The 15,806-nt window shown below is 42.1% G+C and carries 14 protein-coding genes and 4 tRNA genes; 12 read left to right on the top strand and 6 right to left on the bottom strand.

The window, feature by feature from the left end; all coding sequences use genetic code 11:
- From wecG to PSF09_RS06200, 6 genes are all read left to right on the top strand, one after another.
- Positions 1 to 768 carry a lipopolysaccharide N-acetylmannosaminouronosyltransferase gene (wecG, locus tag PSF09_RS06225; protein WP_210836691.1) on the top strand — a complete coding sequence of 256 codons (768 nt, stop codon included), beginning with the start codon at positions 1 to 3 and terminating at the stop codon, positions 766 to 768.
- A gap of 291 nt (positions 769 to 1,059) precedes the next feature.
- Positions 1,060 to 2,436, top strand: a complete 1,377-nt coding sequence (gene thrP / locus PSF09_RS06220; RefSeq protein ID WP_109912160.1) for a bifunctional threonine/serine APC transporter ThrP — start codon at positions 1,060 to 1,062, stop codon at positions 2,434 to 2,436.
- Positions 2,437 to 2,603: 167 nt separating this feature from the next.
- Positions 2,604 to 2,680 (top strand) — tRNA-Arg (locus PSF09_RS06215).
- A 79-nt stretch (positions 2,681 to 2,759) separates the two neighbouring features.
- Positions 2,760 to 2,835, top strand: a tRNA-His gene (locus tag PSF09_RS06210).
- Between the two features lie 15 nt (positions 2,836 to 2,850).
- Positions 2,851 to 2,936: transfer RNA gene (locus PSF09_RS06205), tRNA-Leu, on the top strand.
- A gap of 50 nt (positions 2,937 to 2,986) precedes the next feature.
- Positions 2,987 to 3,063 (top strand) — tRNA-Pro (locus PSF09_RS06200).
- An 808-nt stretch (positions 3,064 to 3,871) separates the two neighbouring features.
- On the opposite strand, the gene PSF09_RS06195 is transcribed toward PSF09_RS06200, so the two are convergent.
- The 5 genes from PSF09_RS06195 to hemC form a co-directional block, all read right to left on the bottom strand.
- Positions 3,872 to 4,099: a hypothetical protein gene (locus PSF09_RS06195; protein WP_004906084.1), complete on the bottom strand. Its 228-nt coding sequence runs from the start codon at positions 4,097 to 4,099 to the stop codon at positions 3,872 to 3,874.
- 317 nt (positions 4,100 to 4,416) lie between these two features.
- A complete protein-coding gene (hemY, locus tag PSF09_RS06190) occupies positions 4,417 to 5,610 on the bottom strand; it encodes a protoheme IX biogenesis protein HemY (protein ID WP_210836686.1) in 1,194 nt (397 codons plus the stop codon).
- 2 nt (positions 5,611 to 5,612) lie between these two features.
- Positions 5,613 to 6,881 (bottom strand): uroporphyrinogen-III C-methyltransferase, encoded by a 1,269-nt coding sequence (gene hemX, locus PSF09_RS06185; RefSeq protein ID WP_272683629.1) that lies wholly within the window; start codon positions 6,879 to 6,881, stop codon positions 5,613 to 5,615.
- 3 nt (positions 6,882 to 6,884) lie between these two features.
- A complete protein-coding gene (locus tag PSF09_RS06180; protein ID WP_272683628.1) occupies positions 6,885 to 7,640 on the bottom strand; it encodes a uroporphyrinogen-III synthase in 756 nt (251 codons plus the stop codon).
- Positions 7,637 to 8,581 carry a hydroxymethylbilane synthase gene (gene hemC, locus PSF09_RS06175; RefSeq protein WP_210836681.1) on the bottom strand — a complete coding sequence of 315 codons (945 nt, stop codon included), beginning with the start codon at positions 8,579 to 8,581 and terminating at the stop codon, positions 7,637 to 7,639. The genes PSF09_RS06180 and hemC overlap by 4 nt, the downstream gene beginning before the upstream one ends.
- Positions 8,582 to 9,173: 592 nt before the next feature.
- On the opposite strand from hemC, the gene PSF09_RS06170 reads away from it, so the two are divergent.
- Positions 9,174 to 11,750 carry a class I adenylate cyclase gene (locus PSF09_RS06170; RefSeq protein ID WP_272683627.1) on the top strand — a complete coding sequence of 859 codons (2,577 nt, stop codon included), beginning with the start codon at positions 9,174 to 9,176 and terminating at the stop codon, positions 11,748 to 11,750.
- Between the two features lie 51 nt (positions 11,751 to 11,801).
- On the opposite strand, the gene cyaY is transcribed toward PSF09_RS06170, so the two are convergent.
- The gene (gene cyaY / locus PSF09_RS06165; RefSeq protein WP_210836677.1) at positions 11,802 to 12,119 is read right to left on the bottom strand and encodes an iron donor protein CyaY; all 318 of its coding nucleotides are present in this window, start codon (positions 12,117 to 12,119) and stop codon (positions 11,802 to 11,804) included.
- 235 nt (positions 12,120 to 12,354) lie between these two features.
- Here cyaY and lptM point away from each other — a divergent pair, with 235 nt between their 5' ends.
- Genes lptM through yigB form a run of 5 tightly spaced genes read left to right on the top strand, consistent with a single transcriptional unit; the run spans position 12,355 to position 15,742 of the window.
- A complete protein-coding gene (gene lptM / locus PSF09_RS06160; protein WP_004906065.1) occupies positions 12,355 to 12,540 on the top strand; it encodes an LPS translocon maturation chaperone LptM in 186 nt (61 codons plus the stop codon).
- 21 nt (positions 12,541 to 12,561) lie between these two features.
- A complete protein-coding gene (dapF, locus tag PSF09_RS06155) occupies positions 12,562 to 13,386 on the top strand; it encodes a diaminopimelate epimerase (RefSeq protein ID WP_272664580.1) in 825 nt (274 codons plus the stop codon).
- Between the two features lie 24 nt (positions 13,387 to 13,410).
- Positions 13,411 to 14,115 carry a DUF484 family protein gene (locus tag PSF09_RS06150; RefSeq protein ID WP_272664579.1) on the top strand — a complete coding sequence of 235 codons (705 nt, stop codon included), beginning with the start codon at positions 13,411 to 13,413 and terminating at the stop codon, positions 14,113 to 14,115.
- On the top strand, positions 14,097 to 15,026 hold the full coding sequence (gene xerC, locus PSF09_RS06145; RefSeq protein ID WP_272664578.1) for a tyrosine recombinase XerC: 930 nt from the start codon (positions 14,097 to 14,099) through the stop codon (positions 15,024 to 15,026). The genes PSF09_RS06150 and xerC overlap by 19 nt, the downstream gene beginning before the upstream one ends.
- On the top strand, positions 15,026 to 15,742 hold the full coding sequence (yigB, locus tag PSF09_RS06140) for a 5-amino-6-(5-phospho-D-ribitylamino)uracil phosphatase YigB (RefSeq protein ID WP_210836671.1): 717 nt from the start codon (positions 15,026 to 15,028) through the stop codon (positions 15,740 to 15,742). The genes xerC and yigB overlap by 1 nt, the downstream gene beginning before the upstream one ends.
- Positions 15,743 to 15,806 lie beyond the last annotated feature (64 nt).

Genomic DNA, 15,806 nt, shown 5'->3' with positions numbered 1-15,806 from the left:
ATGGAATCGTCATCAACTCAGTCTTCATCTGTTACACAGTCATCTATCCCACAATATAGTATTCGTGGTCATAATATTTGGGGCTTTAAAAATATGGCCCATTTCTTAGACTATTTATTTGCTGGTGGAGAAACAAAAACGGGAACACTCGTTGCGATTAATGCAGAAAAAGTGATGATCGCTGAACAAGATACGGCTTTAAATACATTACTAGGCCAAGCTGAATATTTATATGCTGACGGAATTAGTATTGTCCGTGCTATCCGTCGTAAATACCCACAAGCTGAAGTTTCTCGTGTCGCTGGTGCTGATTTATGGGAAGGGCTAATGGAAAGGGCCGGTAAAGAAGGCACGCCGGTTTTCTTAGTGGGTGGCAAACCCGAGATTCTAGAACAAACTGAAAGCAAACTACGCTCGCAGTGGAATGTGAACATTGTTGGTTCGCAAAACGGCTATTTTACCGCGGAAGACCGAAATGCTTTGTTCGAACGCATCCACGCAAGTGGCGCTAAAATTGTTACCGTTGCGATGGGTTCGCCGAAACAAGAAATTTTTATGCGGGATTGCCGAAGTGTGTATCCGGATGCGTTATATATGGGCGTTGGTGGGACTTATGATGTGTTTACAGGGCATGTTAAACGCGCCCCGAAAGTGTGGCAAAACTTAGGGCTAGAATGGTTATATCGCTTATTATCTCAACCTTCCCGTATTACTCGTCAGTTTAAATTACTGAAATTTTTAGGCTACTATTACGGTGGCAAGCTGTAGTTTTTGTAGTGGTTTGATTTATATTGTTATTTTCAATAAGTTTAACTCACTGTAAGTAGGCTTAACGGGCTTACTTACAGTTCGCACGCTTCCGAATAGCTGGTCTCTTCCTTCAAATATTTCTATAATCCCTCAAAAATAAGTATGTTCGCATCAGTTTGTGCTCAATCTTGCGGCTATGGCATTTTTTTAATCGCCTAATTGATACTTTTCGAATAATTGCAGTGATTATTACTAACTGGGTTTCAATTAAAACTGCATTTTAATTATCTAATTTTGACAGGGGTATGTATGGGAAATCCACAGCAGGGGCTTCAACGTGGGTTAGAAGCGCGCCATATCGAGCTTATCGCGCTCGGGGGAACCATTGGCGTTGGTTTATTTATGGGGTCGGCCAGTACGCTGAAATGGGCGGGGCCTTCGGTTTTACTGGCATATATCATCGCCGGGATTTTTGTTTTCTTCATTATGCGTTCAATGGGGGAAATGCTATTTCTTGAGCCTGTGACGGGTTCTTTTGCTTCATTTGGGTATAAATACTTAAGTCCGTTTTGGGGGTGCCTGACTGCTTGGGGCTACTGGTTTATGTGGGTGGCTGTCGGTATTTCAGAGATCACTGCCATTGGTGTATATGCCGAATATTGGTTCCCGGATGTGCCTCAATGGATTTTTGCCATTATCGCAGTGGTATTAGTGGCATTAGCTAACTTAGCCGCTGTACGGTTGTATGGAGAGCTTGAGTTTTGGTTTGCCATGATCAAAGTCACCACGATTGTGGTGATGATTTTAATTGGCCTAGGGCTGATTTTTTTTGGTCTGGGTAATAATTTTGAGCCGATTGGGCTTGCGAATCTCACTGAACATGGTGGCTTCTTTGCCGGGGGCTGGAAAGGCTTCTTATTTGCTTTGTGTATCGTTGTGGCCTCTTATCAAGGGGTTGAGCTGGTTGGGATCACTGCGGGTGAAGCGAAAAATCCGCAAGTCACGTTAAAAAAAGCGATCAATAATATTTTGTGGCGTATATTAATTTTTTATGTAGGCGCCATTTTTATTGTAGTGACACTATTTCCGTGGACGGAAGTGGGCTCACAAGGTAGCCCGTTTGTCCTTACCTTTGCGAAAGTGGGAATTGTGTCCGCAGCGGCGGTAATTAACTTTGTGGTGTTAACTGCGGCGTTATCTGGTTGCAATAGTGGCATGTATAGTGGCGGGCGCATGCTGTACGCCTTAGCGCAAAATAAGCAATTGCCTCGCTCATTATTGAAATTAACAAAAAATGGCGTACCGGCACGTTGCGTGGGCTTTACTATCCTATGCTTAGTCGCCGGATCAAGCTTGAACTACATCATACCGAATCCAGAGAAAGTCTTTGTTTATGTCTATAGTGCGAGTGTGTTACCAGGAATGGTGCCTTGGCTGGTGTTATTGACTAGCCAAATCCGTTTTCGTCAACAAAACAAAGAAAAACTTGTAGGGCACCCTTTCAAATCGATTCTTTTTCCATGGGTTAACTATGCGACCTTGCTTTTTTTAGCTTGCGTATTGATTGGAATGGCGATTAATCCAGATACTCGCTTATCTTTAATCGTTGGAGCCATCTTCTTAGGGGGTGTTTCTCTCCTTTATTTCATCATTCGACTGTTCAATAACCGTAACGGAAAAGTTTAACGGCGGGGTTTTGATAGATTTTTATTAGGTGCACAGCGAAAAAGAGGGTAAATATGCTCTCTTTCTCAACGAAATGGATAAAAGGCAAGCAATCGATATTTTTATTTCAAAAAGGACTAGACAGCGGGAGGATAAATCCGTACTATCCTCTCCCGCAACGGCGTTAAGCGCCCGTAGCTCAGCTGGATAGAGCGCTGCCCTCCGGAGGCAGAGGTCTCAGGTTCGAATCCTGTCGGGCGCACCAGTTTTAGCGCTTCGCTACGGTTGGCAAAATGACGTTGTATGTAGTAATATAGCAACGCTTTGAAAAAAGTGAAGTTATGGTGGCTATAGCTCAGTTGGTAGAGCCCTGGATTGTGATTCCAGTTGTCGTGGGTTCGAGTCCCATTAGCCACCCCATTTTTTTGTGACATTGCGAGGGTGGCGGAATTGGTAGACGCGCTAGCTTCAGGTGTTAGTGTCCTATGGACGTGGGGGTTCAAGTCCCCCCTTTCGCACCACGAAGAAATGTAATAGTACTATTCACTATTAATAAGTACTACAAAAATTTCGGCGAGTAGCGCAGCTTGGTAGCGCAACTGGTTTGGGACCAGTGGGTCGGAGGTTCGAATCCTCTCTCGCCGACCAATTTAAAGAAACCCGTCTTAATCGACGGGTTTTTTGCTTTTTATTCTCTATACTCGCACTCTTCAAACCGTAGCGTTATTGGCTACGTTCATCTACCCGAATCACATACTTATGCGTGCTCATCGGGATATCTTCACTTGCCACTTAGTCACAACTTGACTTGCTTAGAGTATACTCGGTGGAGTTTCTTCAACGAATGACAGGGTATGGGTTAATCGCTTGTTTTTATTTGTAATTTAGCCGCTTAACTTGCTTGTGTCGTAAAATAGATACAATCCATCATATTGATGTCGTCAAAAGGTGACACTTTACCTATTGATTTATAAGGAAATATAAATAACTGTTTTATGATGTCTCTAAACTGCGACAAAATAGAGTGGTAAGTTTCGGGCAACATATTAGTGAATTCTTTAAAGGTAGAGCGGTTCACTTCCAAGAAGAAAAATAGTTGTGTAAAACCGAGGGATGGGAAAGAAACCAAAAGAGTGAGCTTAAAAAATACCGTTTTAAAAAAGTTGGCACGTATTGTGCATTATTATATATGTAGATGCTCATCTCACTTCTTATGATAGCGAAGCTTCATAAACCCAGAGATGACGCAAAGCCGATTATCGGTGCCTATTGTCCACCTTAGATGATCAAGAGCTCATCCTCTTACCATCAACGAACGGGCGAAACGTTGAGTGAGGCACCATCCGTCTGTAGACCTGATTGTATTTTACACCTGCCTTGTGCAGGTGTTTTTTTTGTCTATACAAAACACTGAGCCCCCTAGAAAATGACTAAGAGGCCGAAAATAAGATAGGTATTAGCTTCTACCTTTACTAAACCATTTACTGAACCAGCGAGTAATATAGGTATAGCAGAGGATAATGAATGTAATAATGAAAATGTCTTTACTAAGATCTTCGGTATTAAAACCAATAATCATAATAAAAACAAAAGGTGATAATACTAACAGCAGAAGATCAAAGAATATTTGTAAACGGTTTGGGGTTGCAATAATCCAGCGCCAAATAGTTTTAATTACATTCATATCGATATCCCTAATTCATTCAAAGCAAAGATGTATATAAAGCTTTATACACTATGTGTTTATTTTATAACATAGCGAAGTGTGTTTTCCTTATCCTTAATAATGATTATTGATTAAACATTGAATTATTTACCTGTAATGTTGCCAATTATAAACCTCATATTTTCCTTTTATGATGATTTAATACGGTTAACGCGATGTATTTAAATTGTTTTTACGTTTTTATTGGGGAAGGTCAGATTAGTCGCCATTAAGTTTATGAATAAAAAAACTCCACCCAAATGAGTGGAGTTTTTAGATGAGGCCAAACAAGAATATTATTTCCGTTCTTGTTTTAATGAATGGTTTAATGCGTCTTGACGAATTTTTGCTGCTTCGTTAGGTTTATGTTGTCTGTCAAAAGCATCGGCTAACCATGATGCATCTTGCACATCAAAACGTTGTGCTAAAGCGGCTTTAAAGTAGCTTTCAGCTTTGTCCCATTGGGCATGCTGTAGCGATAAAACGCCTAATGTACTGTTAAGCAACGGGGTGGCTCCGTTTTGCTTCTGTAGATGCAAAAGGGTTTTTTCTATAACTTCAGGGCGTTCGCTATTCAGTTTTGGCACCAACAGGATCAAACGCTCATCATATTGCTGTTTTAAACCGTCAATAATCATTTTTTCTGCACTTGCAGTATCGCCACATTCAATCAAATGCTCTGCTAAGAAAGCTTGCAATGCGGTTTCATGACGAACTCGGCGAGGTTGTGCTTTCCACCAAGCTTTTAGCCCATCACTACCTCCTTCAGCCATATATTGGTTCATCAACCCTTTGTAAGCCTTTAATTTCAATGCATCGAGCTCATCTTCATTGTGTAACTGTACTTTAGCCATGACAGGAAGTAATTCAATCAGCGACTGATAGGCGCCTGAGCGTAAGTAAGCTTGTTCTGCTAGGCGCAGCACCTCAGGGTGCCTTGGCGCTTTGTCGAGAAGTTTATCAATGCCATTACGGGCAGCATGGACTTCTCCTTCCGCTAATTGGATACGGACACGGCTGATATCAACGGGAAGTTGGTCACTCCCCGCGGCTTCAGCGGCTCTATCCAAGTATTGATGAGTGCGGTACTCATCACCACGCTGTTGAGCAGCTTCGGCAGCCATTAGATAGTTAATAACCGGCTGTTGAGAGAAATCAGCATGTTTGCTCATTAATTTTTCAACTTGCTCGAAATCACCTTCTGCTAATTTTAGCAGCGCTTTTTGTGTTTGGGTATGTGCTTTGTGGTATTTACGACCACTTACCCAACCTCGGGTACGTGATGTCGTGCTGATAAAGCGGCGGTAGCACCAACCAAGGAATAACAGCACAAACTGGAGCAAAATAAAGCCCAAAACGAGGCTAGTTACACTGGTCGTGATGTCATAATTATCTGTACGGATAAAAACATAACCTTGGTGACCCGCTAATAATGGGCCTAAGATTATCCCTGCAATAAGCACTATAAATAGGATCAAGACTTTTATCATAATTACCCCCTATTACCAGCAGGCTTTGCTGATTCAATAGGGTGCGGATTGTCAGCGGACTCTGCTTTTTGCGTATCCGTGGCGGGAACTGCGGTATCTGTCGCCGTTTCTGTTGGCACTTCAGTCGTATCCGCTGCGGCATCAACAGCACCATCGTTAATTTTTGTGTTGTCTGACGACTGAGAAAGTAAGCTACGAACCCGTGTTTGCATGATTTTTTCTAGCTTTTCTTGGCTTTCTAAAGTATCAGGCATATCAATATCAATCGGCTGATTGATTAGGTCATCAATGGTTGATAGAAAGGCTTTAGTTTCAGGCGCTTCAGTATCAAAATAGGCTCTCACCCAGGTCGAAGCTTGTTCTAATGACTGTTTGTATGTGGCTTCTTGATAACGTGGCACAGCTTGTGCTGCAATTAATAGTTGAGAGCGAATATTTTCACGTAGATAAATATCTTGGTTTGGAGCCAGAAGTGGCGCTTCTGATCCATCACGAGCGCGTACGGTGACGAAGTCATTCGCGAAACTTTTCCAGCTACGAGCCAAATTTTGTTTCCAATCCGAAATATCCTCGCTGACGTCCGCGTTATCTTCAACTTTCGCATCTCCACTGTTTAAATCCGCTAAACGTAAGTTGTCCACTTCATTACTGAGCTGGTTTAAACGTAAAATAATGCCGTCATAGTCAACTTGGTTGATTGCGGCTAATTTAGCCATATCACTGTTAATTGATTTACGAATGTCGAGTAGGCTCGGGTCATTCATTTCGGCTAAGCTTGAGTCAGCACTTTTTAACAGAACTGCTGCGGTCACAGGGTCGCGATCATTCCACAGCTTTCTTCCTGCCATTTTAACCATAAAATCAGCTTGTGCGAGGAGCCAACTTTTAACATCAGCGCTGGATAATGCTGTGACATGTGCTTGCAGCTCTTGCATGCGACGGTTGAGATTCTCTTCATATTCACGAGAATGGCTTTTTATTTCAGCATTAGCCGCAACTAATGCGTTTAACCGTTGCCTGTCTGAATTTTGTTGTTCGATTAAATCACTTAATTTTTGTTTTAATTCATTGTTTTCATTTACTAAAGTGGCAGTGCTTTGTTGGGTAAAATAGTATAATCCGCCACCAATAGCGATGATAATAGCAATAGCAATTACACCGCCTATCAGACCAGAACGTTTTTGTTCCGAAGAAGGTTTAGTTTTTGGGCGCTGTTGTTCTGCGCCAGCTTCTGGGGTAACCGTCTCGGTTGTTTTATCGTGTTCCGTCATAAATTAGCATCCCATATCGATTGAAATTAATGCTTCTAATAAAGCATTATTATCTGCGCTATTAGCTACACAGACCTTTTGCCATCCGCCTCTGCGGGCTTGGTCTGCAATCCGTTCACTGACGACAAGTAGGCGGCGGGAAAACCACCAAGTTTGGTATTCTTCAGTGATTAATTCATCTAACAAGGCTAGCATTTGACCACTCGTGATCACAACATCTGTAATACCCGTTTGAAACCATTGCTGATTGAACAGGGCTCTCTCATAGTAAACAGGATGCCTTGTATAACATTCACAATAGCTGACTTTTGCGCCCCTAGCCCTTAATGTTGATGCGAGAAGCTCTCGTCCGCCATTTCCTCGTAATAATAGAGCGTTTTTCCCTTCGAGAAATTGAAGTTCAGGGTGTGTCAGTAGTATTTCACTGGTTTCACCTTGTTCAGCCCAACTGATGTTTTTTCCTGTTACTTGTTGAAAATACTGCCCTGTAGAGCGGCCAATTCCATAGTAAGATAACTTATCTGACCAGCTACGCACCATTTGTTCAAGCGTTAAATTTGCATATTCGACTGCATTTTTAGATAAAAGAAAGACTAAATCATTCGCAGTAAGGCTATCAAGTTGAGGTATAAGGGTATTTAATTCAGCACCGGGTCCAATGCGAATTAAAGGGGAAGCGAAGGCTTCTCCCCCTTTAGCGGTGATTGCTGTGATCAGCTCCGAACCTGCTGGTTCAGGGCGAGTGACAAGCACCTTCATGCAGGCGGGTTTCCTTGGTAAACATCCGCCAGAATTTCCCTTGCACCACGCTCAAGTAATTCTTCAGCCAATGATACACCCGCTTGATTAGCTTCACTCGGAGAAACGAGTCGTTCGCCACGAATAATTACACTACCGTCTGGCGCTCCCACCAAGGCTCGTAGCCATATTTTGTCATCTTGCCAAATAGCGTAACTGCCAATCGGAACTTGGCAACCGCCTTCAAGGCGCATATTCATCGCACGTTCAGCCAGAACACAGGTTGATGTTGAGTCATTATTGAGTTTCGCGAGTAATTCGCGGGTTTTACTATCATTTAAACGGCATTCGATACCAACAGCACCTTGGCCAACTGCAGGTAAGCATTGCTCAGGAGCAAGAGCAGTTTTAATTCGAGTGTCTAACCCCAAGCGTTTTAACCCAGCAACGGCTAAAATAATGGCGTCATATTCACCGCTATCTAATTTTGATAGGCGTGTACCTACGTTGCCACGTAAGTCGCGAATGACTAAATCAGGGCGGAGTTCCCTTAATTGGCATTGACGACGTAAACTCGATGTCCCGACGATACTGCCTTTTGGCAATGCATCAAGGTTGTCGTAGTGGTTTGAGACAAAGGCATCTCGCGGGTCTTCACGTTCACAAATCGTGACTAATCCTAAGCCTTCAGGAAATTCAACAGGGACATCTTTCATCGAGTGAACGGCAATGTCTGCGCGTCCTTCCAACAAGGCAAGTTCTAATTCTTTGACGAATAACCCTTTTCCGCCAACTTTAGCAAGAGGGGTATCAAGGATAATGTCGCCTTTTGTCACCATAGGCACTAATTCAACCTGCAAGCCCGGGTGAAGCTGTTCTAATTTGTCTTTGACAAAGTGCGCTTGCCATAGGGCTAAAGGGCTTTTGCGCGTTGCAATACGCACGATATTTGTTGATGTCATTTTACTGTTTTCTCTGGCGAAGAATGCCGCAGATTAACCATACAATTGACATTAGTTTTAACATGTTAAGGATATTTTTTCCAGCTGGGTGCAAAACCGTGCTCTGAATTGTTTATAGCCGATTTACTTTTTCTACCATGATGCAAGAAAGTGATTCAAAATGAGATGACCTAGAATAGCTATTAAGCAATTTTTTTAGCTTATCGTGCTATTTTTTGTGTGGAACAATCTGTGTTTTCTATTAATTCGTGTTGAAGCGTGTAAGCACAGACGCTGTGCGTATTGTACTTAATATCGTTCGGTTTTGCTGTTTTACTAAACAACAGAGTAAAAAGAAATTATTCCATTGAAAAACAAGGGATATTTTACAGATTAAAAAATAAAAAGCCTTTTTATACAATATGTTGAAAAGCATTTTGTATCAAAAATAAGCGCGTAAAATTATGTGATCTACTTTACCCTTTTGATGCAAGGTGTTAAATTGATCACGTTTCCGACAATCCATTTGAAAATTATTTTAAATCTATCTCTATCTGTTGGGTGCTGGGAAATTCTCAGGTTTGTATTACTTTCATTCAATCAGGCGTAACCTTTGTATCTCTATATTGAAACCTTAAAACAAAGACTGGATGCAATAAACCAATTACGGTTAGAACGTGCAACAGCTTCTATGAGTGAAACCTTCTCGAAGGTTTATAGCTTGCTGCCTGTCTTGTTTCATTATCATCATCCCATGATGCCTGGTTTTATTGAAGGTAATGTCCCTCATGGTGTGTGCTTTTTCTCTCCTGATACAGAGCAAAAAAAATGGTTGGCACCTTTTGAACGTTTTTTGCCCACGATTGAAACTGAAGCGAACGGTGAATTACCGATTACAGGCATTTATTCGATGGGTAGCACTTCATCTGTTGGGCAAAGCCAGTGTTCAGATATCGACGTTTGGGTTTGTCATCCTTCTTGGTTGGACCACGAAGAAAAACGTTTTTTGCAAAAAAAATGCACCTTAATTGAACAGTGGGCAGCATCTTTAGGGATTGATGTCACTGTGTTTTTAATCGATGAAAATCGTTTTCGTCATCATGCCAGTGGGCATATTGGTGGGGAAAACTGTGGTTCAACGCAACACATCCTATTGTTAGATGAATTTTATCGAACCGCTGTACGTATGGCGGGTAAACGTTTGCTGTGGACCATGGTGCCAGTTGAAGAAGAACAGCATTACGATGAATATGTTATGGGGTTATATGCACAAGGAGTGCTAACACCGAACGAATGGCTTGATTTAGGCGGGTTAAGTGAGCTTTCTGCCGCGGAATATTTCGGTGCAAGCCTATGGCAGTTGTATAAAAGTGTTGATTCCCCTTATAAAGCGGTATTGAAGAGTATTTTACTGGAATCCTATTCATGGGATTACCCTAACGGTAAATTATTAGCCATGGAGTTTAAACGTCATTTACATGCAGGCGAAATTGTGTGTTATGGCTTGGACTCATACTGCTTAATGTTAGAGCGTGTGACACGTTACCTGACTGAAATTAATGATTTAACCCGTCTTGACCTTATCCGTCGTTGTTTCTACCTAAAAGTATGCGAAAAACTGTCTGAAGAAGAGGGTAATACTTGTGCAGGTTGGCGCCGTGATGTGTTGTCTCAATTGGTTGAATCATGGGGATGGGGATCAGAGCGTTTGTCGATACTCGATACACGCAATCAATGGAAAATTGAGCGTGTCCGTGAGGCACATAACGAGTTACTTGATACGATGATGCAAAGCTATCGTAACCTCATTCGCTTTGCCCGTAGAAATAATTTAAGTGTTAGTGCGAGCCCACAAGATATTGGGGTATTAACCCGTAAATTATATGCGGCTTTCGAGGCTCTCCCGGGTAAGGTGACGTTAGTTAATCCACAAATCTCACCTGATTTGAGCGAAGCGCATTTAACCTTTATTTATGTGCCAGAGGGGCGAGCTAACCGTAGTGGTTGGTATTTGTATAACCAAGCGCCAAATATTGATGCCATTATTGGTCATCAACCTCTTGAATATAACCGCTATTTAAATAAATTAGTGGCATGGGCGTATTTTAATGGCCTTTTAACTGAGACTACTCAGGTTTACATGCATAATGGGAAATCCCAGTGTGATGAACGAAAACTGCTTGAATTGATGCACGATGTTTCAAGTCATTTCCCTATCAGATTACCCGCCCCAACGCCAAAAGCGCTTTATAGTCCATGTGAAATTCGCCATCTTGCAATCATTGTTAACTTAGAAAAAGACCCAACACAGGTATATTCTGAGCAAGTCGTTCATGTTGATTTTAGAAAACTGGATATTTTCAGTTTTGGGGAATCACAACAGTGCCTGATTGGTAGTATTGACTTGTTGTATCGTAATTCGTGGAATGAGGTAAGAACGCTACATTTCAGCGGAGAACAGTGCATGTTAGAAGCACTTAAAACCATTTTAGGGAAAATGCATCAAGATGCATCGCCTCCTGAAGCGGTTGAGGTGTTTTGTTATAGTGAGCACTTACGTGGGTTGATTCGTACTCGTGTACAACAGTTGGTATCTGAGTGTGTTGAATTGCGTTTGTCAAGCAACCGAAATGACCCAGGGCGTTTTAAAGCATTGCGTATCGCGGGGCAGACTTGGGGTTTATTCTTTGAGCGTCTGAACGTATCGGTACAAAAACTTGAGAATGCGGTTGAGTTCTACGGGGCTATCTCCCATAACAAACTACATGGCTGGCCCGTTAAACTTCAGGCTAAGAGTGATAACCATTTACCTGCAGTTGTTGATGGCTATGCGAGTGAAGGGATCGTACAGTTTTTCTTTGAAAATACGCCAGATAATACCGGTTTTAATATTTATGTTTTAGATGAGGCGAATCGGGTTGAAATTTATTCTCACTGTGAGGGGTCGAAAGAAGATCTTGTACGTGACGTGAGTAAATTCTATTCTTCTTCCCATGACCGGTTTACCTATGGCGCAAACTTTATCAATTTCAATTTACCGCAATTTTACCAAATCATTAATCAAGATGGTAAAAATCAAGTTGTTGCATTTTCCGGGGCAACATGGCCATTCACAGCGGAAGAAGATGATGACGTTGGGTATGAAATGCACTCGAACCAATCACCGCACCCACAAGCGCACTATTATTGATATTAATGGCAGGCAGTATAGCGTGCTGCCCACCTTCGAAACTTGTAATGCTTAAAATGAAAAGGGCTCTTGGCTTTGAAAGGCAATTGCCTCAGCTAATTTAGTTTTAAATTCATGTCCAGAGCGGTCACAAACCCAATTACCTTGTTGATAATCATAATGGTACCCACCCTGTTTAGTCGCTAGCCATATTTGGTGGAATGCTTCTTGCTTGTTGATAATAATTTTACTGCCATCTTCAAAGCTAAGAGTCATCACACCCCCATTGATTTCACAATCAATATCGGCATCACCCTCATAATTATCTAAATGCTCTTCGATGGTGCTCAGTAGCGTTTCTGCTAGCTGATGAAATTCGCTGTCATTCACGATTAATTTCCTGTTTGCTCACAATGGGTTAATTGAAATTATTATTGTTAGCTGAAATTATAGGAGGGAATTTGCATTGGGGTCAATCTAAGCATGCCCACTAAAAACTTCAGACTAAATTTAGCCTAAAGTATATAATATCAGCATGCTAGATAAACAGGCGTGATTTGCAAGGCCACTCCTGTTATTGTGTAAATTATCAGATGTCAAAAGTGAGTAATACGGGCGAAAAAGAATGAAAAAAAGTTTAATTGGGCTTAGTGCACTAGTTGTTTTATTTACCCTTTCTGGCTGTGGCTTAAAAGGCCCGTTGTATTTTCCGCCGGAAGAAACTGCAGCACCGGCTAAGGCATCTGATGTGCAACCTACCGCACAAGACAGTACTGCCAAAGAGCCTGCTCAAACAACAAATAATCAGTAAGCCACCTCTATGGAGCGTGAAATGCAATTTTCTAAAATGCATGGCTTAGGCAATGACTTCATGGTTGTCGATGGCGTTACACAAAATGTATATTTTTCGCCTGAATTGATTTGTCGGTTAGCGGATAGACACACAGGTGTTGGGTTCGATCAACTACTATTGGTTGAAGCACCTTATGACCCTGACCTTGACTTCCATTATCGTATTTTTAATGCAGATGGTAGTGAAGTTGCACAATGTGGCAATGGTGCGCGTTGTTTTGCTCGTTTTGTCAGGCTTAAAGGTTTAACGAATAAGCAAAAAATCAAAGTCAGTACTCAATCTGGCCGTATGACGTTAACTATAAATGAGAATGATGATGTCTGCGTTAATATGGGCGTGCCTGATTTTGAACCACAGAGAGTGCCATTTCGCGCAGTTAAAGAAGAAAAGACCTATATTATTCGAGCACAAGAACGTACAGTGTTGTGTGGAGTGGTCTCAATGGGTAACCCGCATTGTGTCATTCAAGTTGAAAGTATTCATACGGCAGAAGTTGAGGTTTTAGGCCCTGCTTTAGAAAATCATGAGCGCTTTCCAGAACGTGCCAATATTGGCTTTATGGAAATTATCAGTGCTGACCACATCCGCTTGCGCGTTTATGAACGTGGGGCTGGGGAAACTCAAGCTTGTGGTAGTGGAGCATGTGCGGCTGTCGCGGTTGGAATTAGTCAAGGGCTACTGGCGAAGCGGGTCAAAGTCGATTTACCGGGAGGCTCATTAGATATTTCCTGGGAAGGCCCTGGTTCGCCACTTTACATGACAGGCCCTGCAACACATGTTTATGATGGAGTCATTCAACTATAATTTTGAATAGCCGAAGAGGGAAAAATGGATAAAACCAAAAAAGCACAGGAATTGACTCATCAAATTGATGAGCTTGATGTCGTGCGCTACTTAACGGAAAACCCCTATTTTTTTCTTCGTAATGCGCAACTGTTGGAACAACTAAAAGTACCCCATGTCGTGCGGGAAGCTATTTCATTACCTGAGTTAGTGATGAGTCGTCAACGGTTGAAAATCAAAGAGCTCGAACAAGATATTCGTTTTATGGTTGAGCAAGCTCATGAAAATGTAGAGCTTTTTGATGAATTACTAGTGTTGGTGATTGAAATGTCATCAGCAGAAAGTTTACAGCAAATGCTGCTAGCGCTAAATCGTTGGGCAAAAAAACTGGGTTTATCCGGTGCTCAGGTGCGTTTGTTTAGTGACAGCTGGCATTTGTCTGCCCCTTTGGATGCACATCAATTAGTTATTTCGCGTCGTGTATTTGAACCCGTGAGAATTCAACGATTTGGCGATAAACGTAACTACCTCGGTCGGTTGAATGGCCCTGAAATCCAATTACTTTTACCTGATGCATTAAATGTCGGCTCAGTTGCTATTTCACTGTTTGGTCAGCATGGTGAATCCGGTATGGTCATCTTTACTAGTCGGGATCGTGAACATTATCAACATGGTATGGGAACGGTCATGTTGGAGAAAGTCGCTCAAATTCTACCGAGGTTATTATGCCAATGGATAGAACGCCTATAAAAAATCAGCCTGAAGGGCTGATGACCCAAATTGAGGCCTTTCTGTATTATCTGCGTGTTGAACGTCGGCTAAGCCCTGTCACGATAACTAATTATCGTCGCCAATTGAGTGTAATTGTGGAAATGTTAGTCTCACTAAATATCCACGAATGGCAAAAAGTTGATGCAACGATTGTGCGCAACGTTGCCGCTAAAAGTCGTAAATCGGGCTTACAAGCCGCAAGTATGGCATTGCGGTTATCATCACTGCGCAGTTTTTTTGATTGGATGGTGCACCAAGGGGAATTACCCGCAAATCCCGCAAAAGCCATTCATGCCCCTAAATCCAAAAAGCGTCTTCCTAAAAATATGGATGTGGATGAAGTCTCCCAACTTTTGAATATGGAGAGTGGTGACCCGCTTGTCGTACGTGACCGAACGATGCTTGAAGTGATGTATGGCGCAGGGTTACGTTTATCTGAGCTAGTTGGGCTGGATGTTCGCCATCTTGATTTAAATACGGGTGAAGTGTGGGTTATGGGGAAAGGAAGTAAAGAGCGCAGAGTGCCAATGGGGAAAACAGCGGTGAGTTGGTTACAACGTTGGCTTGAGATGCGAGAGCTCTATGAGCCAGAAGATGACGCTGTTTTTATTTCAACCCAAAGTGGTAAACGTATTTCGAATCGGAACGTACAGAAACGTTTTGAGCAATGGGGTATAAAACAAGGGGTTAATAGCCACATTAACCCGCATAAATTACGCCACTCTTTTGCGACACATATCCTTGAATCAAGTGGGAATTTACGTGGGGTGCAAGAACTTCTTGGGCATGCAAATTTATCGACAACACAAATCTATACGCACCTTGATTTTCAGCACTTAGCAAACGTTTATGATGTGGCTCATCCAAGAGCAAAGAGGGAGAAACCTTAATGCATTTTTACCGTCCGTTATCACCCATTCTGGCGATCACGTTTGATTTGGATGATACGCTTTATGATAACCATCCCGTTATTGATAAAACGGAAGAAGAAGTTTTACGTTTTGTCCGTGAATATGATCCGCGTTTTAATCATTTTAGTAATGAAGACCTTTATGCATTTCGTCGCCTTGTCGAAGAGCAAGAGCCTGATATCTATCATGATATATCACGCTGGCGTTGGCTTTCTTCCAAAATGATGTTTTGCCATTATGGCTACTCAAAAGAAGCCGCACAAAAAGGAGCGGATGACATCATGGCGCATTTCACTTATTGGCGAAATAGAATTGATGTCCCAAAATCTACCCATGAAACACTGTGCCAGCTGGCAGAAAAAGTTCCGCTGGTGGCGATTACTAATGGAAATGCAGAACCGGAAGCGTGTGGGTTAGGCCAGTATTTTCAGTTTGTCTTGAAAGCGGGGCCAGATGGCCGCTCTAAGCCATTTTGTGATATGTATCGTTTAGCTGCGAAGCGGCTTGAGATTGAGCCACAATTTATTCTTCATGTTGGCGACAACTTGCTAACGGATGTTGAAGGTGCAATTAACAGTGGCATGCAAGCTTGCTGGATCAACACAAATCAAAAAACACTGATGGAAGAGAAAGAGGTACGTTTATTGCCACACGTGGAAATTTCGCGGTTGGATTCTCTCTTATCATTGGTATAATCATTTACTGTATAAAAAAACAGTGGCATTCGCCATTGTCAACAACCTCACAGTGGTGTTAGCC

This window comes from Providencia sp. PROV141, from assembly GCF_028481645.1.
In the GTDB taxonomy this organism is placed as follows: Bacteria; Pseudomonadota; Gammaproteobacteria; order Enterobacterales; family Enterobacteriaceae; genus Providencia; species Providencia rettgeri.
Note: the sequence above shows the minus strand (reverse complement) of the source record. Positions and strands in the feature narration are given on the sequence as shown.

Excerpts from the sequence above, each read along its gene's own strand:
- wecG (WP_210836691.1), top strand. The coding sequence starts at position 1 with ATGGAATCGTCATCAACTCAGTCTTCATCTGTTACACAGTCATCTATC.
- thrP (WP_109912160.1), top strand. The coding sequence starts at position 1,060 with ATGGGAAATCCACAGCAGGGGCTTCAACGTGGGTTAGAAGCGCGCCAT.
- PSF09_RS06195 (WP_004906084.1), bottom strand. The coding sequence starts at position 4,099 with ATGAATGTAATTAAAACTATTTGGCGCTGGATTATTGCAACCCCAAAC.
- hemY (WP_210836686.1), bottom strand. The coding sequence starts at position 5,610 with ATGATAAAAGTCTTGATCCTATTTATAGTGCTTATTGCAGGGATAATC.
- hemX (WP_272683629.1), bottom strand. The coding sequence starts at position 6,881 with ATGACGGAACACGATAAAACAACCGAGACGGTTACCCCAGAAGCTGGC.
- PSF09_RS06180 (WP_272683628.1), bottom strand. The coding sequence starts at position 7,640 with ATGAAGGTGCTTGTCACTCGCCCTGAACCAGCAGGTTCGGAGCTGATC.
- hemC (WP_210836681.1), bottom strand. The coding sequence starts at position 8,581 with ATGACATCAACAAATATCGTGCGTATTGCAACGCGCAAAAGCCCTTTA.
- lptM (WP_004906065.1), top strand. The coding sequence starts at position 12,355 with ATGAAAAAAAGTTTAATTGGGCTTAGTGCACTAGTTGTTTTATTTACC.
- dapF (WP_272664580.1), top strand. The coding sequence starts at position 12,562 with ATGCAATTTTCTAAAATGCATGGCTTAGGCAATGACTTCATGGTTGTC.
- PSF09_RS06150 (WP_272664579.1), top strand. The coding sequence starts at position 13,411 with ATGGATAAAACCAAAAAAGCACAGGAATTGACTCATCAAATTGATGAG.
- xerC (WP_272664578.1), top strand. The coding sequence starts at position 14,097 with ATGGATAGAACGCCTATAAAAAATCAGCCTGAAGGGCTGATGACCCAA.
- yigB (WP_210836671.1), top strand. The coding sequence starts at position 15,026 with ATGCATTTTTACCGTCCGTTATCACCCATTCTGGCGATCACGTTTGAT.